Below are 24003 nucleotides of genomic sequence, written 5' to 3' on the forward strand. Positions count from 1 at the left end.
CCATGGCTCACCCACGGTTGTGGCCTGAGGGGCGTCGGGCGCCGTCCGCCTCGCGCCGGGTCCGGTGGCCACCGGACCCGGCGCTATCCAAGTTCCATCACGAAACAGGGACCCATTCCAGATACAAGGGGGATGCACCGCAGGATTTTTGCAAAGGTCCCGCAATGCGTCCCCCTCACCCTAACCCTCTCCCCGGGGGGGAGAGGGGACTGTCCTAACCATCGACATCCTGCACAAAACAAAAGGGCGCGCGGTTGATCCGCGCGCCCTTCCCATTCATCCGCCTTTAAGATCAGCGTGCCGTGCTGCCGGTACCCGAGGACCCGCCCATCGAACCGGACGGCTGCTGCGTGCCGACCGGGCCGTCGGAGCCCGTGCCCATCGAGCCGCTGTTGCCCAGGCTGTTGCCGCCCGTGCCATTGGTCGAGCTGGATGAGCCGGAGCCGGTCATCGAACCGCTGCCCGTCGTCGAACCGCTGGAGCCGGTGGTGCCCGAGTTGCTGCTGTCCATGCCGCCCATGCTGCCGCAGCCCAGTTGGTTGTTGGAGGTGCAGGGCGGATTGGCCTGGTTGGAGTTGGTGGTCGAACCGGTGCTCTTGGCGGCCGGGCTGCCGGAAATGGAGTTGCTGTCGGCGGCAAAGGCCGGGGCGGCCATCAAGGCCAGAGCGGTAGCGGCGCCGATGATCAGGCTCTTCATGACGATTCCTTTCGCTGTGCTGCCCGTCGACGCCGGTCAGGCGGGCGGGCAGCCATGGTTTGGGGAACATCGAATTCCGTATTCCACGCCACCAACAGCGATGGAGCCGAATGATCGCGCCGCTTTCGTGTCCGTCCTCGAATGGCTCACCGATGCCACACCCGCGGACGCCGGAAATAAAAAACGCCCACCGAAGGGCGGGCGTTTTCTACTGGAAGACGCGTGTGCCGGTCAGGCCGAACGCACCTTGGGAAGGCTGGCGGCAAAGGCGGCGGAGCCGTGGAAAATCTCCAGCGCGTCCGGCTTGGACGACGGGCGCAGTCCGCCCAGGATCTCCCCGGCGGCGCCGATGGCCTGGACCAGCGCGTCCGGCATCACCGGCTTGCGCAGCAGGCCCATGGCGAAGCTGCGGGCTTCCGCCGCATGGTGATCGAAACCGGTCATCAGCAGCGACGGAATGCCATTCTCCTGCCACAGCCGCCGGGCCAGCACGAGGCCGTTCTCCCCACCGGCGAGATTGACATCGACCAGCGCCAGGTCGGGACATTCGCGGGCACCGACCCGCGCGGCCTTGGCGGCGTCGCGCAGGGGTCCGACCACGGTATAGCCCGCATTCTCCAGAACGGCCTTCACGGCCGGACCGATCAGCGGATCGTCCTCGACGACAAGCAACTTCAAGACGGCATGCTCCCTTGATCTAACCGAGCGGGCTTATAGCCCGCCCCGTCCGGTTTTCGAAGCCTGTTCGGCTTCGATCCACTGAACCGCCCATGTTTGTTGCGGTTCCGTCCCGTTCAAGAGGTCGAAGGGGTACCCCCTTCCGGTCATGCAGCCCTACTGAACGTCCGGTCTGGAAACATACACCATCTCCGCCTGTTTTACCCTTACGCGTGAGAGGAATGAATCCATGGCATTCGTTGAGTTGACCGAGATATCGGGGGATACCGTTCTGGTGAACCCCATCGCCGTCGCCTATCTGCGGAGCACCGCCGATGGCGGGACGGAGCTTCATTTCACCGGACAGACGGAGCCGCTGCGGGTGCCGGGCGCGCCGACCGACGTTGCCCGTTCCCTGGAAAACGCGGCCCCCACACCACCCGACCCTACCCTGTCGTTGCTGGCCTGAGGAGCAGCTCAGCCGCGGGGATAATCGGGCGCCCGCTTCTCGAAGAAGGCGGTGATGCCCTCCGCCGCCTCCGCTCCATGCAGGGCCTCGACGAAGAAGGCTGCCTCGCGGTCGAGCTGGTCGTCGGGGGCGCCGAAGCCGCTCTCGATCAGCCGCTTCGCCCGGCCGATGGCCAGCGTCGGACCGTCGGCCAGCCGCTCCGCCCAGGCCATCGCCTCGGCGAGAGCGGTGCCGGGCGCCACCACCCGGTTGACGATGGCGAGCTGCGCCAGCCGCACCGCACCGATCTTGCCGCCCTCGAACATGATCTCGGCCGCCAGCTGCGGCGTCGCGGCACGGGCCAGGAAGGCCGACGCGCCGCCGTCCGGATTCAGCCCGACCTTCACATAGGCCAGCGTGAACACCGCATCCTCCGCCGCGACGATCAGGTCGCACCCCAATGCCACCGAGAAACCGGCCCCAGCGGCGGCCCCCTCCACCGCGGCGATCACCGGCTTGGGGCAGGCCCGCATGGCACGGGTCCAGCCATGGAAGCGCTCCAGGCTGCCGCGGGTCACCTCCGGGTCGGCCTTGGCATTGCCGAGCAGCCGGCCCAGGTTGCCGCCGGAACAGAAGGTGCCGTTGGCGCCGGTCAGGACGATGGCCCCCACTCCCGGATCTTCGGCCGCCTGGGTCAGCGCATCGCGGGCGGCGGCCATCATCTCCGGCCCCAGCGCGTTCTTGGTGGCCGCGTCGTCCATGGTCAGCACCATCACGCGGCCCTGGCGCGCGACGGTCAGTTGTCCGCTCATATCTCGGTTCCCTCCCGGTTTTCGCTGCCCGGCCGGTATTTGAACATGCCTTCCGACGTGGCGATCAGGGCGCCGGTGTCGCCATGGCGGATCTCCGCCGCGATTCCGATGATCTTGCGCCCGCCGCCCCGCAGCCGGCCGGTGGCGACCAGCGTACCGGTGCGCGCCTGTCCCAGGAAGCTTGTCGACAGCGACAGCGTCACCACCCGCCGCACCCGGCCGGGGAAGGGACAGTATGTTGCGGAGAATCCGGAAACCGTGTCCAAAAGCGTCGCCAGAACCCCGCCATGCACCACCCCGGCCCGGTTCAGGTGGCGGTCGTCGATGGCCATCGTCAGCTCCGCCTCCCCCTCCTCCCAGCGACTCAAGGCGTAGCCCAGCAGGCGCTGGAATCCCGATTCCGGCTCCCCGTTCAGCAGATCGTTCATACCCTGTCCCATCACGCAGCTGTTTCGTGCGCGAAGTAAAGCGCGTGCAGGCGGTCCAGGTCCACCCGGTCGCCGCGTTCCGAAAGCACGACCTTGCCCGATTGCATCAGATAGACATGGTCGGCGATCTTCAGGGCGCGGCTGGTGTTCTGCTCCACCAGCAGGATGGTCAGCCCCTCCGCCCGCAGCCGGGCGAGAATGCGGAAGATTTCGTCGACCACGACGGGGGCGAGGCCCAGCGACGGCTCGTCGATCAGGCAGACGCGCGGCTGTTCCATCAGGCCGCGGCCGATGGCGAGCATCTGCGCCTCCCCGCCCGACAGGGTGCCGGCGATCTGGCCGCGCCGTTCCGCCAGACGGGGGAACATGTCCAACACCATCGCCTTGTTGCGCTTCCAGTCCCTGCGGCAGCCGCGCGGGAAGGCGCCCATCATCAGGTTGTCCTCCACCGTCATGTCGGGGAAGATCATCCGGCCTTCGGGGATCATCACCAGACCGTCGGCCACCCGGTCCCAGGTCTTCACCGCCTTGCGGCTCTGCCCATCGACACGGACATCGCCGGAGGTGGCGGGGACCAGCCCCATGATGGCGCGCAGCAGCGTCGTCTTGCCGGCGCCGTTCGGGCCGACGATCACCGTGGTCTTGCCGGTCTCCACCGACAACGAGACGTCCCACAGCACATTGATCGCGCCATAGCCGGCCCGAAGCGTCAGGATATCAAGCGCGTTGGTCATGACGCCTCCGCAAGCGTGGTTTCGCCGGTGTAGCTGCGGATCACCTCCGGGTCGCGGAACACCGCGTCGGGGGAGCCGTCAGCGATGATCTGGCCGAAATTCAGCACCAGCACCCGCGGGCAGAGCGCCGCGATGGTGGCGATGTCGTGCTCGATGATGACCATGGCGAGGCGGTAGCGGTCGCGCACCGCCGCCAGCCTTTCCATGAAGGCGCGCTTGCCGCTGGTCTCCAAGCCGGCCAGCACCTCGTCGAGCAGGAGCAGGCTGGGCTCGGTCGCCAGAGCCTTGCCGACCTCCAGCGCCTTGTGCTCGGTCAGGGCCAGTTCGGTGGTGGCGTCGCGGTCGGCCTTGTCGCGCAGGTTCAGGATATCGAGGATCTCGTCGACCCGCCTGGGGTCCTTCTTCCCGGCGCCGAAGCGCTGGGCGACCAGCAGGTTCTCCCGCACCGTGCAGTGGCCGAAGGGGCGCGGGATCTGGAAGCTGCGGCCGATGCCGAGCCGCGCCCGCTTCCATTCCGGCAGCTTCAGCAGCGAGGTGCCGCGGAAGTCAAGCCGGCCCGCGGTCGGCCGCACCACGCCGGAGATGACGTTGAACAGCGTGGTCTTGCCGGCGCCGTTGGGGCCGACCAAGCCGATGCTCTCCCCTTCGGCAATGGAGAAGCTGGCGCTCTTCAGCGCCTGGACGCCGCCGAAATTGACCTGGACTCCTTCAAGCGTGAGCATGGCGGTTCTCCTTCGCCGGGCGGCGGCGCAAGGCCGGCATCAGGCCGCCGGGGCTGAACAGGATCATGGCGCAGAGCAGCACCCCCAGGATCATCTGGTGGCCGTGCGGCAGGATCGGCTTGAACAGCAGCTGATCGACCAGATAGATCGCCAGCGCCCCCACCACCGGCCCCCACACCGTGCGGTAGCCGCCGAAGATGGCTGCTGCGATGGGCAGCACGGTCCAGCCGCTGGAAAAGGCGTAGTCGGGGTCGAGGAAGCTGATGAAATGGGCGTTGAAGGCGCCGACCACCCCGGTGATGAAGGCCGACAGCACCAGCATCGCCGCCTTCAGATGGGTGCTGGGCACGCCGACCACGCGGGTCGCGACCTCCGTGTCATGCATCGCCTTCAGGGCAAGGCCCCAGGTGCTGCGCCGGATGGCGTCATAGGCGAGCGCGGCCAGCACCACGATGGTCAGCACGATCAGGTAGCCGCCCGTCTTGTCACCGAAATCGAAGCCCAGAACGGTGGGGAAGCGCGGGATCGACAGCAGACCGCCGGCCCCACCGGTGACCGGCGTCATCTCAGTCGCCAGGATCTGGAAGATGTGGGCATAGGCGAGGATGGCGAGCGCGAAATAGGGGCCGCGCAGCCGCAGCGCCGGCAGCATGGCGATGGACGATATCGCCGCCCCCACCCCGCCCAGCAGCATCGCGGCGAAGACCGGCACCCCGAGCTTCATCGCCAGCACGGCCGAGGTGTAGGACCCCACCCCGAAGAAGGCGGCATGGCCGAAGCTGACCATGCCGCCGAGATTGCCCAGCAGCGCCCAGGCCACCGCCACCCCGGCGATGGTCAGCGCCGCGACGATCAGCCCCAGCACATAGGCGTTGCCGCCGAAGACCACGGGCACGCCGACATAGGCGACGGCGAGCACTGCGATCAGAAGGATGCGGTTCATCAGGGAATTCCTCATCGCGCCAGCGCCCTCCCGCCGCCGAACAGGCCCGAAGGCGAGACGAACAGCACGACCAGGAACAGGATCATTCCCGCCAACTCCTGCAGCGAGGCCGACAGATAGGTGACCGTCAGCGATTCGATGACGCCGATCATGACGGCGCCGATCAGCACGCCGGGGATCGATCCCATCCCGGCCAGCACGGTGATGATGAAGGCCTTGACCGTCAGCACATGGCCCAAGGCCGGGAAGACGGTCTTGCCGGTGTAGATGGCGAAGCCGGCGAAGGTGGCGAGCAAGGCCGCGATCATGAAGGACAGGATCTCGATCTTGCGTGGGTTGACGCCCATCAGCGTCGCCGCCGCCCGGTTCGACGACAGCGCCCGCACCGCCCGTCCCTGCCAGGAATGGTTCAGCCACCACCAGACCCCGGCCATCAGCACCAGCCCGCCGACGAAGGCCGCAACCTCCGCATTCATCGCGAACAGCGTGTCGGCGACCACCATGGAATCCTGGAACCAGGGATCGGAGGTCGACCGGATATCGGCCGCCCAGATCGACAGGATGGTGTTGGTCAGGATGATCCCCAGCCCGAAGGTGAGGATCAGCGAATTGATCTCGCGGTCCTGATCGATGCGGCTGAGCAGGGCATAGACGAGAGCCGATGCCGCCGCCACGATCACCAGCGCCACCGGGATCGCCAGCACCGGAGAGACGCCATAATTTGATTCCGCCGCATAGGCGACATAGGCGGCCAGCAGCACCAGCTCGCCATGGGCGAGGTTGATGACCCGCATGGTCCCGAACACCAGCGCCAACCCGACCGCCACGGTCGCGTAATAGCCGCCGGCGAGCAGGCCGGAGAACAATGCCTGGAGCGTCAGTTCGAACATGGGTTGCGCCCTGTTGGGGGTGGCGGGAGTGCTTGGGACGGAGAGGTTTCGGCTCCGATTACCCCCTCCCTAACCCTCCCCCGCTTCGCGGGAGAGGGGATTGCCGTCGCTTCGGCATTTATAAGCCACGCCACCAAGGATCCTGCCCCCTCTCCCGCGGAGCGGGGGAGGGATGGGGAGGGGGCATTGGCATTTCCGCTGTTGCCCCCTCCACTCACCACGGCACTGCCGGGAAGTTCATCTTTCCGTTGGCGGCGTCCTGCGGCCAGACCAGGACCACCTTGCCGCCCTGGTGCTGGCCCATGCGGTGGGTGAAGTTCAGGTTGTCGCCGTTCTTGTCGAAGGTGACGCGGCCGATCAGGGTGTTGGCGTCGGTCTTGCGCAACTCGTCGGGCAGGCCGCCCTTGCCCAGCGTCCCGGCCTCGTCGGCGCGGACCACGGCGTCGATCAGCAGGCGGGTCTGGACATAGCCGAACTGGCCCAGATAGTCGGGTTCCTTGTTGAACAGCTTCTTGTAGGTCGCGGCGAACTCCACCGCCTCCGGCTGGGTGAATTCAACCGGGTAGGGCAGCATGGAGGTGCCGTAGACATTCTCCATCAGGTCGGGGAATTCCTTGGCCATCTGCGCGGTGGCGAGCGACCAGACGCCGACCACCGCCTTGACCTGCGGCTTCAGCACCTTGGACGCCCGCAGGATGCCGACATAGTCGTTCTCGTAGCCGACCATGGCGATGGCGTCGGGGCGGTCCTGCAGCTTCACCTTGTTCATCAGCGGCTTGAAGTCGCTGGTGGAGGCATCGAACTCGTGCATGCCCACGGTCACGCCCTTGGCGGTCAGCGCCGTGTTCACTTGGCGGGCGAGGCTGCTGGTGGCGTCCTTGTTCAGATAAACGATGGAGACCTTCTTGGCGCCCATGTCCTGCAGCAGGCCGATCATGGCCAGCGCATAGCCGTCGGTGTTGTTGATGCGGAAGAAGGTGGGATAGCCGCGCTGGGTCAGTTCCGGCGACACGCCGCCCGAGGTGATGTAGACCAGTCCGGCCTTCTGCGCCGCCTCCGACGCCGGACCGATGATGTTGGAGCCGTAGCCGCCGGTGATCGCCACCACCCCGTCGCCGACCAGCTTCTCCACCGCTGCCACCGCCTTGGCGGGGGAGGTCTCGTCGTCGATGGTCTGGACCTTGAAGCTGTGCTTGCCGGCATAGCTCCTGTTCGCCATCTCGACGGCGACCGAGATGCCTTCATGCATGCCCTGGCCGACGCGGGCGAGGCTGCCGGTCAGCGGCAGTTCGGACCCCAGCAGGAACTCCCTGGCCTGCGCCGCCCCGGCGCCGAGCGCCACGGACAGGGCCAGAGCCGAAACCGTGACGAGATGGGCAAGTGTCCGCTTCATGGTCTTGTTTCCTCCCACAGGATTTTGTTTGTTGACGTCAGGCGGCCATCACCTCGGCAGCCAAAGCCCTGAGGCCGCTTTTCAGCAGCTTGCCGGTCGGGCTTGCCGGCAAGGCGTCCATGGCGACGATGCGCGACGGGCGCTTGTAGGGGGCGAGCCGTTCGGCGGCCCAGGCCTTCAATTCCTCCTCCGAGGCGCTGCGCCCGGGAACGAACTGGACGAAGGCCACAACCTCCTCGTTGCCGGTTACGGCGTGGCCGACCACGGCGGCCAGCGTCACCGCCGGATGGCTGGTCAGCACGCCTTCCACCTCCTCCGGATAGACGTTGAAGCCGGAACGGATGACGATCTCGCGGATGCGGCCGACCACGGTGACACAGCCGTCCGGTTCCAGCCGGGCGACGTCGCCGGTCTTCAGCCAGCCATCGTCGGTGATGACCTGGGCGGTCAGCGCCGGCTCGCGGTAGTAGCCGAGCATCACGTTTGGGGCGCGGACCCACAGCTCTCCCGGCTCGCCATCGGCCACGTCGCGGCCGGTGAGATGGTCGACGAAGCGCATCTCCACCAGCGGCAGGGCCGGGCCGATGGAGGTGTCGCCGCGCGGCGCATCCAGCCGGGTCTGCGTCACCGTCGGCGAGCATTCGGTCAGGCCGTAGCCGTTGTGCAGCGGCAAGCCGAACACCCGCTCCACCACCAGCTTGAGGTCGAGGTCCAGAACCGACCCGCCCGAGGACAGGTAGCGCAGCGCCGGGGCATCCGGCGTCCGGCCGGTGACGGTGGCGTGCTCCACCAGCTTGGCGTACATGGCTGGAACGCCTTGGAACACGGTCACGCCATCCTGTTCCAACGCCTGCCACACCGCGGCTGGGGCGAAGCGGGGGACCGTATGCAGGCAGCCGCCGGCATAGAGCGTGCCGAGGCAGGTGGAGGCCAGCCCGAAGACGTGGCTGACCGGCAGCACGCCGTAGGTGCGGTCGCTGGGTCCCAGCCCGCGCATCCAGCCCGACACCGAGGCGACGAACAGCAGGCCGCGGTGCGACAGCATCACGCCCTTGGGCTTGCCGGTGGTGCCGGAGGTGTAGATCAGCGCGCCGACCTGCCGCTGGTTCCCGGCATGAACCGGCTCCGGATCGGCGTCGAGCAGCAGACCGACGGCCATCGCCGGCAACTCCGCAGCGCCCAGCGGTTCGGCACCGTGGCGGGCGGCATGGGCGGCGGCATCGGGGGATACCGTATCGGTATAGAAGACCCGGCGCGGTCGGCAATGGTCGCGGATGCTGTCGATCTCGCGGTCGGACAGCCGGGCATTGACGATCACCGGCCAGGCATCGCGTTCGCTCGCCGCCAGGATCAGGGTGACGGCGGCGAGGCTGTTCTCGCAGACGATCATCACCCGGTCGCCGCCGCGCACTCCCAACCGGTCGAAATGGCCGGCGGCGAGCTCGACCGCCTCGGCGAGGCGGCGATAGCTCCATTCCTGCGCCCCGTCGAACAGGGCGGGAGCGTCCGGCGTCCGCTCCGCCCAGGCGAGCGCCGCGTGGCTGATGCGCGGCGGCAGGGCCGCCACCATGCGAGCGAAATCGGGAACCGGCCGGCCTGAGGTCATGCGGCCTCCCGGATCATGTTGCGGGCGATGACGAGCTGCTGGATCTGGGTGGTGCCCTCGTAAATGCGGAACAGGCGGACGTCGCGGTAGAAGCGCTCGATCCCGTAATCGGCGATGTAGCCGGCACCGCCATGGATCTGCACCGCCCGGTCGGCGACGCGGCCCACCATCTCCGTCGCGAACAGCTTGCAGCAGGCGGCGTCGGTGTTGACGTTCTGCCCGGCGTCGCGGCGGCGCGCGGTCTCCAGCACCATGCAGCGCGCGGCATAGGCCTCGGCCCGGCTGTCGGCCAGCATCGCCTGGATCAGCTGGAATTCGGCAAGCGGCTGGCCGAACTGCTTGCGCTCCATCGCGTAGGACAGGCTGTCGCGGATCAGCCGCTCCGCCAGACCGACGCAGACGGCGCCGATGTGCAGGCGGCCGCGGTCGAGTACCTTCATCGCCGTCTTGAAGCCCTGCCCTTCCCGCCCGCCCAGGATGGCGCCGGCCGGAACGCGGCAGTCCTCGAAGATCACGTCGCAGGTGTGGGCGCCCTTCTGGCCCATCTTCTTGTCGATGGGGCCAAGCGACAGGCCGGGAGTCCCCGCCTCCACCAGGAAGGCCGACACGCCGCGGGCGTCGCGGCTTTCCAGGTCGGTGCGGGCGAAGACGGTGAAGAGGCCGGCCTGCGGCGCGTTGGTGATGTAGCGCTTGGTGCCGTTCAGGATAAAGTGGTCGCCGTCGCGCCGCGCCGTGGTGCGCAAGGACCCGGCATCCGATCCCGATTCCGGTTCGGTCAGGGCGAAGGCACCGACGATCTCGCCGGCGGCCAGACGCGGCAGGTAGCTGCGCTTCTGCTCCTCCGTGCCGTCGATGACGATGCCCTGGGAGCCGATGCCGTTGTTGGTGCCGATCAGCGAGCGGAAGGCCGGGGAGGTCTGGCCCAGTTGGAAGGCGACCTGCACCTCGTCAGCCATTGACAGGCCGAGCCCGCCATACTCTTCCGGAATCGACAGGCCGAACAGGCCCATCTCGCGCATCGCGGCGATCACCTCCGCCGGGATGGCGTCGTCCTCCGCCACCTTATGCTCCAGCGGGACCAGCTTCTCGCGGACGAAGCGCCCCAGCGTGTCCAGCAGTTGATCCAAAACGTCCTTGTCCAAGGCCATGCGTGCTCTCCGTCCGGGGAGAATGATTTCAGGGGGAAAACCATGCGTTGAGGGGGCTTCGAGGGGGCGCCCCCTCGTTTGTTCGTTGGCCACGCTGACAGATGCGGCGGAGGCTGTCAACAAAATGAAATTGCGTTCCGTTATGCGGAATAAGCTAACTGGGCCGAAGGGCTGCTCCGCGTCGGAGCGGGCTTGCCAGCCGGAACGAAGCGGTTAACCTTTCCCGCAAATCACTGGAGGGTTTGGGATGATCGACCTTTATTTCTGGCCGACGCCGAACGGCCATAAGATCACGATCTTTCTGGAGGAAGCCGGCCTGGATTACCGGTTCGAACCGGTGAACATCTCCACCGGCGACCAGTTCAAGCCGGAATTCCTGGCCTTCTCGCCCAACAACCGCATGCCGGCGATCATCGACAACGCCCCGGCCGACGGCGGCGAGCCGGTCACCGTCTTCGAATCCGGCGCCATCCTGGTCTATCTGGCCGAGAAGACCGGCAAGTTCCTGCCCACCGACCTGCGCGGCCGCAAGACGGTGCTGGAATGGCTGTTCTGGCAGGTGGGCGGCCTCGGCCCGATGGCCGGCCAGAACCACCATTTCGTCCAGTACGCGCCGGAACGCATCCCCTACGCCATGGAGCGCTACGTCAAGGAGACCGGGCGTCTCTACGGCGTGATGGACAAGCGCCTTGCCGACAACGAGTTCCTGGGTGGGACGGACCTGTCCATCGCCGACATGGCCAGCTATCCCTGGATCGTCCCGCATGAACGCCAGCAGCAGGATCTGGACAACTTCCCCAACCTGAAGCGCTGGTTCAACGCGATCAAGGAGCGGCCGGCGGTGGTGCGCGCCTACGAAAAGGGGCAGGCCGTAAACCCCAACCGCACGCCCACGGTGAACGACGAGAGCAAGAAGATCCTGTTCGGCCAGTCCGCCGACACGGTCAAGCGCTGATCCACCCTACCGCCGGCCCGGTTCCATCCGCCGGGCCGGCGTGTTCGTATAGTAACGTAATCTTTTGCGACACCCTTTCGCGCTGCACAGGCTTTCGGGTGCCCCCGGCGTAGACAGGACCGTTTGTCAGACCAGCGTGTTGTTTTCGGTAGGGAATATCTTCCGGAGACGCCGCGCCGATGAGCATCTGGCCCCGCACCGACTCCGACGGCATCGCCAGCGATACGGCGACCGGCACGGCCACCCAATCCACTCCCCCTGTTAATCCCTCCGCCACCATCGACATCGCCCTGCATCCGCTGCCTCCCCTGCCCCAGCTGGCGCAGGTCTGGGTGGATCTGGAGACGCGCGCCGATTCCTCCTTCTTCCTGTCCTGGTCCTGGATCGGTCCCTGGCTGGCGCAGATGCCGGCCGGGGTCGAGGCGCGGCTGCTGCTTGCCCGGCGGGGGGGCGAGTTGGTCGGGCTGGCCGTGCTCTGCCCGCGCAAGCGGCGGCGTCTCGGCCTGCTGCCCAGCCGGTGCTGGATGCTGCACGAGACGGGGGACCGCGGCTATGACCGCCTGTTCATGGAATACAACGGCATCCTTGCCGACCGCCGCTTTGCCGACGAGGTGACGGACGCCGCCCTGCACTGGCTGGGCGACCGGCTTTCCGCCAACGACGAGTTGGTGCTGGGCGGACTGACTCCGGCGGCGGAGCGTGCCGCCCGGCGCGTTGCGGCGCGGACCGGCCACTCTCTGCAACTGCGTATCGCCGATTCCGCGCAATGGGTGGATATGGCGCCGGTCAGGGCGGCGGGCGGCGATTTCCGCGCCGGGCTTGGCCGCAACACGCGGGCGGCGGTCAACCGCAGCGAACGGCTCTACCGTGCCCGCGGGACGCTGGACTACCGCGTCGCCACCACCGCGGAGGAGGCGCTTGAGGATTTCGCGGCGCTGGAGGTGCTTCATCAGGCCGGCTGGAAGGCCCGCGGGCAGGCCGGCGCCTTCGCCAACCCCGCCTTCCGTCCCTTCCACGAACAGCTGATCACGCAGGGCGTGCCGAGCGGCGCCGTGCGCCTGTGCCGGATCAGCGCCGGAGGCCAGCCCGTCGGCTACCTCTACAACTTCGTCCACCGCAACCGGGTCCTGAATTACCAGGGCGGCTTCGCTTTCGAGACTGACAACCGGCTGAAGCCGGGATTGCTCAGCCATGTGCTGGCCATCGAGGACGCGCTGGCTCGCGGCGAGGATTGCTACGACTTCATGTCGACCCCGGCGGGACACAAGCCGCTGCTGTCCAATGCCGAACAGCCGATGAACTGGCTGACGCTCGGTCCCGACCGGCTCAGCCGACGGGTGGAGGCGCACTGCCGACGGGCGCGCGGGCTGATGATCGATGCGGTCAAACGGTCTCTGCGCGGCTGGACCGCGCCGGCCAAGGGCATCTGAGGGGGAGGCGTGCGAATGACCAAGAGGAAGACCGGGGCGCTGGCCTGCGTGCTGGGCGACATGGATCTGGTGCGCCCGCTGGGGCTGGCGGGTATCCGCTGCGCCGTGGTCGGGCCGCCCGGCGGCGCCACCGCCCATTCCCGCTTCACCGAACGGCTGATCCCGTGGGAGGGCGGCTGTGACGAGGCTCTTGTGGATCGGCTGCTGCGTTTCGGCGCAGCCCAGCCCGACAAGCCGGTGCTCTATATGGAGGAGGATGCCCAGCTGCTGATGGTGTCGCGCCACCGCGACCGGTTGGCCGCGGTCTTCCGCTTCGCGCTCGCCGACGGCGATCTGGTGGAGACGCTGGTCGACAAGGGCCGTTTCCAGACACTGGCGGAACGGCTGGACCTGCCGGTTCCGCGCACCCGGCGGCTGCGCCCGCTGCCGGGCAGCGAGGCCCCGGACCTTGATCTGCGCTATCCCGTCATCGTCAAGCCGCTGACCCGCCGTCCGCCCTGGGACGAGATCGAGGGGCTGGGCAAGGCGATCCGGCTGGAGGGGCCGGAGGAGTTGCGCGCGCTCTGGCCGCGGCTGATCCCGGTCGGCATCGACCTGCTGGCCCAGGAGTTGATCCCCGGACCGGAGACGCGGATCGAAAGCCACCATGTCTATATCGATGCAGGCGGCACCGTGGCGGGCGAGTTCACCGGGCGCAAGATCAGGACCTATCCGGTCGATTACGGCCACAGCACCGCGCTGACCATCACCGACATCGATGGCGAGGGGGCCGACGTGGCGGCGCTGGGGCGGGAGATCGCGGCCCGCATCGGTCTTACGGGCGTCACCAAGTTCGATTTCAAGCGCGATCCGCAGGGCCGCCTCCACCTGCTGGAGATCAACCCGCGCTTCAACCTGTGGCACCATCTGGGCGCCGTCGCCGGGGTGAACCTGCCGGCCATCGTCCATGCCGACCTGACCGGCCGCCCCCGCCCTGCCCCGGCCAAGGCGCGGCCCGGCGCCTGCTGGTGCCATATCAGCAAGGACCGGCTGGCGGCGCGCGACAGCGGCGTGCCGACGGCGCAGTGGCTCGCCTGGGTCGCGCGGTGCGAAGCGAAGGCGATCACCCCCGACGACCCGATGCCCTTCCTGCGGCCGAAGCTGGACCGGCTGCTCGCCCGCATCCCCGGCGGCGCCCGCCCGCCCCGCCTCGCCAAGCCGTGACCGAGACTCATAAGATTGCACGGCCATGAAGATCGCCCTGATCTCCGACATCCATGCCAATCTGGAAGCCTTGCAGGCGACGCTCGACGCCATCCGGGCGGAGGGGGTGGAGCGCATCGTCTGCCTGGGTGACATCGTCGGCTACAACACCGATGCCGCCGCCTGCATCGCCCTGCTGCGGCAGGCGGGGGCGGTCTGCATCGCCGGCAACCATGACCGGGCGGTGACCGGCGCCATCGGGACCGAAGGCTTCAGCGGTCCGGCGGCGCGCGCCGTCGACTGGACCCGGCGGAGGCTGGACGAGGAGAGCCGTGCCTTCCTGTCCGGCCTGCCGCTGACCGCCATGGTCGATGGCGCGCTGGTCGCCGTGCATGGCGCCCTGCACCCGGACGAGGGGAAGGAGCTGGTTCGGCTGGACGACGACGCCAAGCGCGCCTTGAGCCTCCAGGCACTGGATGGCCACGCGTCGGGGGTCCGGGTCTGCGCCTTCGGCCACACGCACCGCGCCGGGCTGTGGGAGTGGCGCGACGGCGCGGTGCGGTCGATCCCGCTGGACGGCGGCGCGACGCTGCGGCCCGATGCGGTCTATCTGCTGAACCCCGGCACGGTGGGGGAGCCGCGCGGGACGGACCAACGCGCCTGCTTCGCCTGTTTCGACAGCGATGCCGGGCACGTCACGCTGCACCGCGCCGCTTATGCGCGCCGGGCGACGCTCGCCAAGACGCGGCGGGCCGGGCTGGCGCCACGTTTTGCCGCAGTCCCGGCGCCGTTGCGCATGAAGTTGATTGGAATTCTACGGACTCTCGGAGTGTATGAGTGGGTAAAACGGACACTTCCTTCCCGCGTGTCATCAATATGACAGTCCCGTAACGCGGCTTTGCTTCTACAGCGGCACCGAATTGCGCATAATCCGGCACGGGGGGCCAATGGTGACGCCGGGCTATGGACAACATCGGTATTGGAAGCGGCGCTGCCGGCGGGATCTGGTCCCGGCCCGGCAGGACATTGTCATCCCTGATCGCCCCGCTCGCGCTGGGTCTTTCCCTGTGCCTTGCGTTCGGCGCCGCCCCGTCGCGCGCCCAGCAGGCTGATCCCGCAGCGACGCCGCCGGCCGCGGAAAGCACCACGGTCAAGCTGACCATCCTTTACGCCCAAGGCACCACCGACCTGGAGGAGACCGGCGGGCGCGGCGGCATGGCCCGTCTGGCCGGCGCGATCCGGCAGGAACGGAACAACCGCAAGCTTGTCTTGGCCCTGCATGGCGGCCAAACGCTGGCACCGTCGGTTCTGGCCTTCTACGACCAGGGCGCTCACATCATCGACCTGCTGAACGGCATGACCATCGATGCGATGGCCGCGCTGAACCGCGAATTCCACCATGGCGACGACCAGCTGAGCGCCCGTGCCTTCGAGGCCGGGTTCCCAATCGTGACCACCAACACCGTCGACCGCTCGACCGGCCGCACGCCGGACGGGCTGGAGGAGGCGGTGGTGCTGACCGCCGGCCCTTTGCGCATCGGCGTGCTTGCCGCAACACCCGTGCTGACGCGGGAGACCACCCGGACCCAGCGCACGGAATTCCGCGATCCCGTCGCCGCACTGGCCGCCAAGGCCGCGGCGCTGCGGGCCGAAGGGGTGGATCTGGTGGTGGCGATGACCGGCTATGCCGGCGACACCCACCGCAGCATCCTGGCCGCCCGCCCGGCCGACATCGTTCTGTACCAGGACCGCAGCCGCCCCTTCGCAGTCGACTATGACGGCCGCTTCCTGTCCGCCACCGTGGGGCCGCAGGCGGGATGGGTGCTGGCGCTCGACCTGACGGTGGAGCGGACGGCGCAGGCGGACGGCAAGGCACGGGTGACCTGGGCCCCCTCCCCCCGGCTGATCGACACCGCCGCCGTGGCGCCCGACGCCGCATCCGACATCCAGGCCAAGGCCTATGCGGCACGGCTGGACACCATGCTGAGGATGGAGGTGGGACGTCTCACCGGGCCGATCGATACCCGCAAAGAATCGGTGCGCACCGGCGAAAACGCCTTCGCCAACGCGGTCGTCGACATGCTGCGCGCGGCGCTGGACGCCGACGTGGCGCTGATCAACGGCGGCGGCATCCGCGGCGACCGCCGTTATCCGGCCGGCACCCTGCTGACCCGCCGCGACATCTATGCCGAGCTACCCTATCACGATGTCGGCATGGTGCTGGACGTCACCGGGCAGCAGCTTTGGGACGCGGTGGAAAGCGGCGTGTCGGCAGTGGAGCAGCTGCAGGGCCGTTTCCCGCACCTGTCCAATGCCCGCGCCGAGATCGACCTGAGCCGCCCGCCCGGCCAGAGGCTGCGCAGCCTGTCGGTCGGCGGCAAGCCGGTCGGCCTCTCCACCCGCTACCGGCTGGCGACCAGCAGCTTCCTCGCGGCCGGCGGCGACGGCTATGGCATGCTGGCCGGGGCGCCGCGGCTGGTGGAGGACCGCAACACGGACTTCGTCTCCACCCAGCTGATCAGCCAGATCACCCGCGACGGGGAATTCCTTCCGCGGCTGGACGGCCGGATGACGGTGAGGCGCTGATGGACGGCATGGCTTCCTCGATCGCCGAGAGCCCTCCGCGGCCCGGCACATTGATCCAGCCCGGAGCCCAGCCGGGCACCCAGCCGCGGTTCCCGCCGCCGAACCGGCCACGCCGCTTCGGCATCGCCGTGCGCATCACGCTGGGGCTGTCGGTGATGGCCCTGCTGGTGGTGCTGATCGGCGGCGTGTCGATGTCGTCCTTCCGCCTGTTCCGGGCGGAGGTGACGGCGCTGTCGACCACCACCCTGCCGGAGGTCATCGCCAGCGCCGACCTGCACGGATCCCTGCAGAAGCTGGTGGCGCAACTGCCGCAGCTTGCCGCCGCCACCTCGACCCCGCAGCGCCGATCCATCTATGACGGGTTGGTGACGGAGCTGGATTCGATGCAACTCCTCGTCGCCCGCATGCGCGGGCTGATGAAGGAGAGCGGCAATGAGGACGGCGAGCGCGACGGCAATGTCCGCCTGCTGGAGCAGACCCGGTCCACCCTGTTGATCCTGGCCGCCACGGTTGCCGACCTGAATGCCGAGGTCACGCGCCAGATCGATTATGGCGACCGACAGGCCGAGGCGGCGCGGGGGTTGAGCCGGCTGGCCGCCTCCATCGAGAGCATGCCCGACACCGGCGCCTGGGCCGTCCGCATCGGCGCGCTGATGGCGCGGGCGGCGGGCGCCTCGCAACTGGACCATCTCAGCCGGCTGAAGGGCGAAGCGCGGGCGGCCGAACGCACGCTGGCGGATCTGGCGCGCCTGTCCGCCGACGCGCCGGACGCGACCGGACAGATGATGTCGACGGTGCAGGAGGAATTGTTCTCGCTGCTGATCGCGCCGGGCGGGGTATTCCACAGCGCCATCGACCGGCTGCAGGCGCGCAACCGCGCCCAGGCCCTGACCGGCCAAGCCCGCGTGCTGGTGGAGACCGTCGAACGGTCCACCCGCACGCTCAACGATTCCATTCGCGACCAGTCGGCCCAACGCACCGACGCCCTTGCCGAACTGATCGCCGAGCGGTCGCGCACGGTGATGATGCTGGCCGGCGCGTCGATCATCCTGGCGATCTGCGTCTACTTCATCTTCCGGCATTTCCTGTCCTCGCGGCTGGTGGCGATGAACCGGGCGGTGCTGGCCCGGCTGTCGGCGGGCCACGCGGATGCCGGCCGGCCGCGGACCGCCGGGTCGGTGGCGTCCGGCCCGGCGGCGAATGTTCCGGTGCCGGTTCCGGTGGATGGCGACGACGAGATCACCGACATCGGCGCCTCCATCCGCTATTTCATCGACGAGATCGACCGGCGCCAGCGGGCGCTGGCCGACAACGAGCGGCGGTTCCGCGATCTGGTCGAGGGGTCGATCCAGGGCATCATCATCCACCGCGACTTCCACCCGCTCTATGCCAACGACAGCTTCGCCGCCATGCTGGGGCTGACGGTGGCCGAGGTGATGGCCCTGCCGTCCCTGCTGGCGCTGGTGCCCGTGGAGGAGCGCAACGGGCTGATCGACAACTACGACCGGCTGCTGGACGGCGGGTCCACGCCACGCCGCCGCATCCGCGCCTGCCGACCCGACGGCGGCAGCCTGTGGGTGGAGCTGACCGGCCGGCGGGTCGACTGGATGGACGGTCCGGCGATCCAGGCGGTGGTTGTCGACGTCACCCGCGAGGTGGAGGCGGAGAATGCGCTGCGCCAGTCGCGCGACGCCGCCGAACGTGCGCTCTGCGAACTGAAGGCGACACAGGCCAGCCTGATCCAGGCGGAAAAGATGGCTTCGCTGGGTCAGTTGGTCGCCGGCGTGGCGCATGAGGTCAACACCCCCATCGGCATCACCATCACCGGCGCCTCCCAGCTGCAGGCGCTGATCGAGGAACTGTCGGAACGCCATGCCGCCAGCGCGCTGAAGAAGTCCGACTTCCAGCGCTTCCTCGGCGACGGCATGGAGATGGCGAACCTGATCCTGTCAAACAGCACCCGCGCGGCCAATCTGGTGCAGAGCTTCAAGCTGGTCGCCGTCGACCAGTCCAGCGACGAACGCCGCGCCTTCCTGCTGCGCGACTATATCGACGAGCTTCTGCGCAGCCTGCATCCGACCTACAAGGCACGGGCGGCGCTGACCATTTCCGTCGACTGCCCGGTCGACCTGGAGCTGGACGGCTATCCGGGCGCGCTGTCGCAGATCCTGACCAACCTGATCATGAACGCGCTGATCCATGCGCTGGACCCGGAACAGCCCGGCGGCATCGCGATATCCGCCCGGCCTTGCGACGGCGACATGGTGGAACTGTCGGTGGCCGACGACGGCAACGGCATCGCGCAGGAAGTTCTGCCGAAGATCTTCGATCCCTTCTTCACCACCCGCCGCGGCAGCGGCGGCAGCGGCCTTGGGCTGCACATCGTCTACAATCTGGTGACCGGCCGCCTGCACGGCACCATCGGGGTGGAGAGCCGCCCGGGCCAGGGCACCCGCTTCACCCTGCGATTCCCCCGGGTAACCGATCCCGCGTAAGAGGCGCTGGGCTGGTGGGCTGACGGATCAGCGCACCGGCCCTTCGAACCAGTGGCGGCCCTGGCGGTCCTCGACCTCCACCACCCAGACGTCGGGGTCGTAGCGGGTCTGGCGGGCGATGTAGGCGTCGGCATCGGCCTCCGGTACCGGATCCGGGCCAGTGCCGCGCGCCCAGAACAGGCGGTCGCCATCGCCCTCGCGGGTCTGGACCAGCACCGTGAAGCTGCGGTCGAGCCGGTTCAGCTTCAGGATCACCGTTCCGCGGCTGGGGTCGCCCTTGCGGACCACGGTCATCGCCACCCCCTGGGCATCGGCGGCGCGGATATGGGCCGAAACCCAGAGATGCGTCGGAAGACGGTCGTCCATTCCCGTATGCGGCTCCTGTTTTTGAGGCTGCGGCCCCGGCTTGGCAATGACGTCGCCCCTCGCCCTGACCGGCGCACCGGTGTAGAGAAGAGACCATGACGACACTCGTGGACGCTCTCAACGCCGCCGTCAACCACCACATGGCCGGTCACGCCGATGCGGCGGCCGACGGCTATGCCCGCATCCTTGCCGCGGAGCCGGCGCAGCCCGACGCGCTGCACCTCTCCGGCGTGCTGTCGGCGCAGACCGGCAACCTCGCCACCGCCATCCGGTCGATCGGCCGGGCCATCCACGTCCGTCCGGCGGCGGCCTCTCCCTGGGGGCATCTGGGGGCTGCCCTGCGCGCGGCCGAATTGCCGGAGCGGGCGGAACGGACGCTGCGGCGCGCCCTGGCGCTCGACCCGGCCAATGGTGACGCGCTGGAGGCGCAGGGTGCCTCGCTGCATGCGCTGGCGCGCTATGCGGAGGCCCGGCGCTGGCTCGACCGGGCTGCCCGCTTGCGGCCCGGCCATGCGGAGACGCTGCTCAACCTCGGCACCGTGCTGCGCGACCTTCGCCGCTTCGACGAAGCGGATGCCTGTTTCGATGCCGTGCTGGCCCACACTCCCGCCCGTTCAGAGGCCCATCTCGCCCGCGCGGTGGGGCAGTTGGTGCGCGGCGACCTGCGCGCCGGCTGGGAGGGCTTCGAGCACCGCTGGCGTCGCTTCGCCGCTCCGCCCTGGGACGGCCGGCCGCCGAAAGCCGCCACCATCCTGCTGCACATGGACCAGGGGTTCGGCGACGCCATGCAGTTCGTCCGCTACGCTCCGCTGGTCGCGCAGATCGCTGCTCGCGAAGGCGGACGGGTGATCCTGGAGACGCACCTGCTGCTCTACCGCCTGTTCAACCGGGCTTTCGGCCAGTCGGTCCAGGTCCTGGTGCGGGGGGAGGAGCCGCCGCCGCACGACCTCCACTGCCCGCTGATGAGCCTGCCACGCGCCTTCGGGACCGATCTGGCGACCATCCCGGCCACCATCCCCTATCTTGCCCCGGATCCCGCCGACGTTTCCCGCTGGCGCGACCGGTTGGCGGAGCAGGACGGGGGCGGGGAAGGGAACGGCGACGGAAGTGGCGCAGCCGGCCTGCGCGTCGGGCTGGTCTGGGCCGGCAACCCGCGCCACCGCAACGACCGCAACCGCTCGATCCCGGTCGCGGCCCTGCGCCCGCTGCTGGCGGTTCCGGGGGTGCGCTTCGTCAGCCTGCAGACGGGCGACGCCCGCGCCGACCTGACCCGTCTTCCCGGCGAGGGGGTGCAGGACGCGGTGGAGCGGGTGCGCGACTTCGCCGACACCGCCGCCATCCTCGCCAACATCGACCTGCTGATCACGGTCGACACCGCCATGGTCCATCTGGCCGGGGCGATGGGCGTGCCGTGCTGGCTTCTGCTTCCCCATGTGCCGGACTGGCGCTGGCTGCTCGACCGCGCCGACAGCCCCTGGTACCCGTCGCTCCGGCTGTTCCGCCAGCCGCGGCCCGGCGACTGGACCACGGTGATCGGCACCGCTGCCGCCGTGCTGAAGGCGCAGGCGCTGCGCGCCGCCAGAGCAGCGCAACGATAGCGGCGGGCGGCAACTTCGGCGGGAGCTTTCTGCCCGCCCGCCCCCACCGGCACTAGGCGAAACTTTCCCACCTCCCGGCAATTTCTGGCGCCGCCGTGCCGATCACGCGGAGAACCAAGCAAATTCAATAAGTTATTCGGGAAGTTCCAGTTGGCACTCCGCTTGCTAGGTAGGGCGCAGAAGACCTTTGCCCTATTCTTTCGGAGACCCCGGCCATGAGCATCTTCGGTTCGATGACAACCGCCGTTCTCGGCCTGAATGCCCAGTCGAAGGCGCTCGGACATATCTCGGACAACATCGCGAACAGCTCGACCATCGGCTACAAGCGTGTCGATTCGGCGTTCGAGACGATGGTCCTGCAGTCCAGCCAGCGCCTGCACGAGCCGGGCGGGGTCACGGCGCAACCGGTCTTCATGAACAACATCCAGGGCAGCCTGACCCAGGTGCAGAGCCCGACCAACATCGCCATCCAGGGCCAGGGCTTCTTCAGCGTCACCAAGGTGGCGACCCAGGGGTCCAGCACGCTGGTGCAGACGCAGACGGGCACGGTGTCGTCATCGGCGGCCTTCTACACCCGCGCCGGCGACTTCGAATTGGACAAGAGCCGCTATCTGGTCAACAGCGCCGGCTACGCCCTGAACGGCTGGCTGGTCGATCCGGTGACGGGCGTCCTGCACAAGGACCAGGTGGCGCCGATCCAGGTGAACTCGCTGATCGACAAGCCGGTGGCGACCAGCACCATCGACCTGGCCGCCAACCTGCCGGCGACGCCGAAGCCGGGTGAAAAGGTCCCCGACAGCAGCATCCAGATCTTCGACAGCCAGGGCAACCCGCGCACCGTGAACTTCAAGTGGCGGCAGCAGGCGGACAGCAGCTGGCGCATGGTCCTGGACGCGCCGGGCTCCAACACCAAGCCGGTCGACGGCACCTTCACCGGCAACCCCGCCACCGTGTCCTTCGGCCAGAACATCGCCGGCCAGACGGCGGTCGCGCAGGTGAACGTCATCACCATCTCCGGCAACAACAGCAATGGACAGGACAACCTGCGCATCGGCGACACCTATTCGGTCAAGGTCAACGGCACCAATTACAGCCTGAAGATCACGGCCGACAACATCGGGTCGATCCGCACCTATTCGGGCCTGGCCGGCGCGCTGGCCAACCAGATCAACTCCGCATCCCCGGCGGCATCGGTGCTCGCCACCTCGTCGGGCCAGACGATCCGCGTGACCGCCCGCGATGCCGGCACGCCGTTCAAGCTGAACACGGAGGTGCAGTCCGGCACCCGAACCGACAACACCATCGTCGCCCAGACCTCGACGGCGGCGACGGCCAGTGCCGGCGAGATCGACAAGTTCCAGTTCCCGCAGACCCAGGTCGAGGTCGGCGACTCCTTCACCATCACCGTGAACGGCACGCCGATCAGCTACACGGTGACCGCCGCGACTTATCAGAGCTATTCGACGGTGAGCGACGTCGTGTCCCAGCTGGCCGGCAGGATCAACCAGCAGTTGGGGGCGACCGTAACCGCCTCGTCGGCCGGCAACATCCTGTCGATCCAGTCGAATACGGCCAACACCAACGTCACCTCCAGCGCGACCGCCACCAACTCGGCTCCCGCGGTGAACACGATGAGTTCGCTGCCGTCGGTCGCCAGCGTGGCCGGCGTGCGCCAGAGCCGCACCGTGACCCTGACCGGCACGCCCGGCGACATCGGCACGCAGTACACGCTGAGCATCAACGGCACGGCGGTGACCTACAGCACCACCGGCGAAGAAATGACGATGGAGGACATCACCGCGGCGCTGGCGAACAAGATCAACTCCAACACCTCGCTGCCGGTGACCGCCAGCGCGCAGGGCGGCGTCATCACCGTCACCGCCAAGACCGCGGCCTCGCCGAGCGGCCCCAATACGATAACCGGCAGCGGCACGGTGACGCTGAACGGGTCCACCGTTGATGTCGGCGACACTTACACCATCACGGCGAACGGCATCAGCTATCCGCTGACGATCACCAACGCCAACTACGGCATGTACAATACGCCGGACAAGGTAATGCAGTACTTCCGGTCGGTCGTTCCCGGCGCCTCAGGGACCGGCAACCAGCTGACCGCGCCCGGTGTGCCCGCTACAACAGGCTCCGTCTCCGACGCTCCCGCCGCCCAGTTCACCCTGGACCAGAGTGCGGTCGCCGGCCAGACGCCGGCCCATGTCGGCCTGACCTTCGGCAAGACGCCCGAGACGGTCGGCACGCTGACCAACATCTCCACCGCCCTGGTCGGCACCGGCACGGCGGTCAGCGCCGCCAACCAGTCCGCCGGCGCCGACGCCACCGTCACCTTCACGGTCGACTACGGCTTCGGCCCGCAGCAGGTCACGCTGAACCTCGGCAAGTACCAGAAGCCCGGCGGCCTGACCCAATATGCCGGCGAGGAGATCAACGTCACCCAGCTGGTCCAGAACGGCGCCCCGCGCGGACAGTTCAAGGACGTGGTTTTCGGCGACAACGGCACCGTGATGGTCAACTACGACAACGGGCGGTCGAAGATGGTCGCGAAGGTGCCGATCATCACCTTCAACAACCCGAACGCCCTGCAGCGCGAGTCCGGCGGCGTCTTCATCGAGAGCGAAGAGGCCGGCAAGCCGAACTTCAACGATCCGGAGACGAACGGCGCCGGTGCGGTGGTGGCGAACAGCGTGGAAAGCTCCAACGTCGACATCGCCGACGAGTTCACCAAGATGATCGTCACCCAGCGGAGCTATTCCGCCAACGCGAAGATCGTCACCACGTCGGACGAAATGCTGCAGGAAGTGCTGGGGCTGAAGCGCTAAGCCGCGGCCCTGACCTCCTGACTTCCTGATTGCCCGTTTCCCTGATCGCCTGAGGGGGCGGCGGCCATCCCGGCACCGC

21 protein-coding genes are annotated in these 24003 nt (G+C 68.3%); 9 read left to right on the forward strand and 12 right to left on the reverse strand.

From position 1 onward, the window contains the following. Positions 1-292 precede the first annotated feature (292 nt). Together VD964_RS08240 and VD964_RS08245 are read right to left on the reverse strand one after the other, a co-directional pair. Positions 293-697 (reverse strand): hypothetical protein, encoded by a 405-nt coding sequence (locus VD964_RS08240; RefSeq protein ID WP_324867434.1) that lies wholly within the window; start codon positions 695-697, stop codon positions 293-295. Between the two features lie 231 nt (positions 698-928). Then, complete coding sequence (locus VD964_RS08245; RefSeq protein ID WP_324867436.1) at positions 929-1375, reverse strand: response regulator; 447 nt, start codon at positions 1373-1375, stop codon at positions 929-931. A 229-nt stretch (positions 1376-1604) separates the two neighbouring features. On the opposite strand from VD964_RS08245, the gene VD964_RS08250 reads away from it, so the two are divergent. Then, the gene (locus VD964_RS08250) at positions 1605-1823 is read left to right on the forward strand and encodes a hypothetical protein (RefSeq protein WP_324867438.1); all 219 of its coding nucleotides are present in this window, start codon (positions 1605-1607) and stop codon (positions 1821-1823) included. Between the two features lie 8 nt (positions 1824-1831). On the opposite strand, the gene VD964_RS08255 is transcribed toward VD964_RS08250, so the two are convergent. The 9 genes from VD964_RS08255 to VD964_RS08295 all read right to left on the reverse strand — a co-directional run bounded on the left by VD964_RS08255 (position 1832) and on the right by VD964_RS08295 (position 10478). Beyond that, a complete protein-coding gene (locus VD964_RS08255) occupies positions 1832-2614 on the reverse strand; it encodes an oxepin-CoA hydrolase, alternative type (protein WP_324867440.1) in 783 nt (260 codons plus the stop codon). Then, positions 2611-3042, reverse strand: coding sequence for a PaaI family thioesterase (locus tag VD964_RS08260; RefSeq protein ID WP_324867442.1), 432 nt, complete (start codon positions 3040-3042; stop codon positions 2611-2613). The genes VD964_RS08255 and VD964_RS08260 overlap by 4 nt, the downstream gene beginning before the upstream one ends. An 11-nt stretch (positions 3043-3053) precedes the next feature. Continuing rightward, positions 3054-3776, reverse strand: coding sequence for an ABC transporter ATP-binding protein (locus VD964_RS08265; RefSeq protein ID WP_324867444.1), 723 nt, complete (start codon positions 3774-3776; stop codon positions 3054-3056). Next, a complete protein-coding gene (locus VD964_RS08270) occupies positions 3773-4498 on the reverse strand; it encodes an ABC transporter ATP-binding protein (protein WP_324867446.1) in 726 nt (241 codons plus the stop codon). The genes VD964_RS08265 and VD964_RS08270 overlap by 4 nt, the downstream gene beginning before the upstream one ends. Next, positions 4485-5441 (reverse strand): branched-chain amino acid ABC transporter permease, encoded by a 957-nt coding sequence (locus VD964_RS08275; RefSeq protein ID WP_324867448.1) that lies wholly within the window; start codon positions 5439-5441, stop codon positions 4485-4487. Before VD964_RS08275 ends, VD964_RS08270 begins: the two co-directional genes overlap by 14 nt. Before the next feature lie 11 nt (positions 5442-5452). Continuing rightward, positions 5453-6331, reverse strand: coding sequence for a branched-chain amino acid ABC transporter permease (locus VD964_RS08280; RefSeq protein WP_310116834.1), 879 nt, complete (start codon positions 6329-6331; stop codon positions 5453-5455). 214 nt (positions 6332-6545) lie between these two features. Continuing rightward, on the reverse strand, positions 6546-7724 hold the full coding sequence (locus VD964_RS08285) for an ABC transporter substrate-binding protein (protein WP_324867452.1): 1179 nt from the start codon (positions 7722-7724) through the stop codon (positions 6546-6548). A gap of 37 nt (positions 7725-7761) precedes the next feature. Continuing rightward, on the reverse strand, positions 7762-9330 hold the full coding sequence (locus VD964_RS08290) for a class I adenylate-forming enzyme family protein (RefSeq protein WP_324867454.1): 1569 nt from the start codon (positions 9328-9330) through the stop codon (positions 7762-7764). Further along, entirely contained in the window at positions 9327-10478 is a 1152-nt protein-coding gene (locus VD964_RS08295; protein ID WP_324867456.1) for an acyl-CoA dehydrogenase family protein, read from the reverse strand. Before VD964_RS08295 ends, VD964_RS08290 begins: the two co-directional genes overlap by 4 nt. 247 nt (positions 10479-10725) lie before the next feature. On the opposite strand from VD964_RS08295, the gene VD964_RS08300 reads away from it, so the two are divergent. The 6 genes from VD964_RS08300 (at position 10726) to VD964_RS08325 (ending at position 19126) form a co-directional block, all read left to right on the forward strand. Continuing rightward, positions 10726-11433, forward strand: coding sequence for a glutathione binding-like protein (locus VD964_RS08300; RefSeq protein ID WP_324867458.1), 708 nt, complete (start codon positions 10726-10728; stop codon positions 11431-11433). 179 nt (positions 11434-11612) lie between these two features. After that, a complete protein-coding gene (locus VD964_RS08305) occupies positions 11613-12863 on the forward strand; it encodes a GNAT family N-acetyltransferase (protein ID WP_324867460.1) in 1251 nt (416 codons plus the stop codon). A gap of 15 nt (positions 12864-12878) precedes the next feature. Next, positions 12879-14066 carry an ATP-grasp domain-containing protein gene (locus VD964_RS08310; protein ID WP_324867462.1) on the forward strand — a complete coding sequence of 396 codons (1188 nt, stop codon included), beginning with the start codon at positions 12879-12881 and terminating at the stop codon, positions 14064-14066. Between the two features lie 25 nt (positions 14067-14091). After that, positions 14092-14925 carry a metallophosphoesterase family protein gene (locus VD964_RS08315; protein WP_324867464.1) on the forward strand — a complete coding sequence of 278 codons (834 nt, stop codon included), beginning with the start codon at positions 14092-14094 and terminating at the stop codon, positions 14923-14925. A gap of 146 nt (positions 14926-15071) precedes the next feature. Further along, positions 15072-16631 carry a bifunctional metallophosphatase/5'-nucleotidase gene (locus VD964_RS08320; RefSeq protein WP_324867466.1) on the forward strand — a complete coding sequence of 520 codons (1560 nt, stop codon included), beginning with the start codon at positions 15072-15074 and terminating at the stop codon, positions 16629-16631. A gap of 8 nt (positions 16632-16639) precedes the next feature. After that, positions 16640-19126, forward strand: a complete 2487-nt coding sequence (locus VD964_RS08325) for an ATP-binding protein (RefSeq protein ID WP_324867468.1) — start codon at positions 16640-16642, stop codon at positions 19124-19126. 27 nt (positions 19127-19153) lie between these two features. Here VD964_RS08325 and VD964_RS08330 read toward each other — a convergent pair whose 3' ends face one another. Next, positions 19154-19492 carry a DUF1491 family protein gene (locus tag VD964_RS08330; RefSeq protein ID WP_149228134.1) on the reverse strand — a complete coding sequence of 113 codons (339 nt, stop codon included), beginning with the start codon at positions 19490-19492 and terminating at the stop codon, positions 19154-19156. 95 nt (positions 19493-19587) lie between these two features. Between VD964_RS08330 and VD964_RS08335 the strand changes: the two genes are divergently transcribed. Next, on the forward strand, positions 19588-21090 hold the full coding sequence (locus VD964_RS08335; protein ID WP_324867470.1) for a tetratricopeptide repeat protein: 1503 nt from the start codon (positions 19588-19590) through the stop codon (positions 21088-21090). 215 nt (positions 21091-21305) lie between these two features. Then, a complete protein-coding gene (locus tag VD964_RS08340; RefSeq protein WP_324867472.1) occupies positions 21306-23924 on the forward strand; it encodes a flagellar hook-basal body complex protein in 2619 nt (872 codons plus the stop codon). The last annotated feature ends 79 nt before the right edge of the window (positions 23925-24003 follow it).

The sequence above is a fragment of the Azospirillum sp. genome, assembly GCF_035628975.1.
GTDB lineage: Bacteria > Pseudomonadota > Alphaproteobacteria > Azospirillales > Azospirillaceae > Azospirillum.

Bases quoted from the DNA above. Each gene is read 5' to 3' on its own strand.
- VD964_RS08240 (WP_324867434.1), bottom strand. From the start codon at position 697: ATGAAGAGCCTGATCATCGGCGCCGCTACCGCTCTGGCCTTGATGGCC.
- VD964_RS08250 (WP_324867438.1), top strand. From the start codon at position 1,605: ATGGCATTCGTTGAGTTGACCGAGATATCGGGGGATACCGTTCTGGTG.
- VD964_RS08255 (WP_324867440.1), bottom strand. From the start codon at position 2,614: ATGAGCGGACAACTGACCGTCGCGCGCCAGGGCCGCGTGATGGTGCTG.
- VD964_RS08260 (WP_324867442.1), bottom strand. From the start codon at position 3,042: ATGAACGATCTGCTGAACGGGGAGCCGGAATCGGGATTCCAGCGCCTG.
- VD964_RS08265 (WP_324867444.1), bottom strand. From the start codon at position 3,776: ATGACCAACGCGCTTGATATCCTGACGCTTCGGGCCGGCTATGGCGCG.
- VD964_RS08270 (WP_324867446.1), bottom strand. From the start codon at position 4,498: ATGCTCACGCTTGAAGGAGTCCAGGTCAATTTCGGCGGCGTCCAGGCG.
- VD964_RS08275 (WP_324867448.1), bottom strand. From the start codon at position 5,441: ATGAACCGCATCCTTCTGATCGCAGTGCTCGCCGTCGCCTATGTCGGC.
- VD964_RS08280 (WP_310116834.1), bottom strand. From the start codon at position 6,331: ATGTTCGAACTGACGCTCCAGGCATTGTTCTCCGGCCTGCTCGCCGGC.
- VD964_RS08285 (WP_324867452.1), bottom strand. From the start codon at position 7,724: ATGAAGCGGACACTTGCCCATCTCGTCACGGTTTCGGCTCTGGCCCTG.
- VD964_RS08290 (WP_324867454.1), bottom strand. From the start codon at position 9,330: ATGACCTCAGGCCGGCCGGTTCCCGATTTCGCTCGCATGGTGGCGGCC.
- VD964_RS08295 (WP_324867456.1), bottom strand. From the start codon at position 10,478: ATGGCCTTGGACAAGGACGTTTTGGATCAACTGCTGGACACGCTGGGG.
- VD964_RS08300 (WP_324867458.1), top strand. From the start codon at position 10,726: ATGATCGACCTTTATTTCTGGCCGACGCCGAACGGCCATAAGATCACG.
- VD964_RS08305 (WP_324867460.1), top strand. From the start codon at position 11,613: ATGAGCATCTGGCCCCGCACCGACTCCGACGGCATCGCCAGCGATACG.
- VD964_RS08310 (WP_324867462.1), top strand. From the start codon at position 12,879: ATGACCAAGAGGAAGACCGGGGCGCTGGCCTGCGTGCTGGGCGACATG.
- VD964_RS08315 (WP_324867464.1), top strand. From the start codon at position 14,092: ATGAAGATCGCCCTGATCTCCGACATCCATGCCAATCTGGAAGCCTTG.
- VD964_RS08325 (WP_324867468.1), top strand. From the start codon at position 16,640: ATGGCTTCCTCGATCGCCGAGAGCCCTCCGCGGCCCGGCACATTGATC.
- VD964_RS08330 (WP_149228134.1), bottom strand. From the start codon at position 19,492: ATGGACGACCGTCTTCCGACGCATCTCTGGGTTTCGGCCCATATCCGC.
- VD964_RS08335 (WP_324867470.1), top strand. From the start codon at position 19,588: ATGACGACACTCGTGGACGCTCTCAACGCCGCCGTCAACCACCACATG.
- VD964_RS08340 (WP_324867472.1), top strand. From the start codon at position 21,306: ATGAGCATCTTCGGTTCGATGACAACCGCCGTTCTCGGCCTGAATGCC.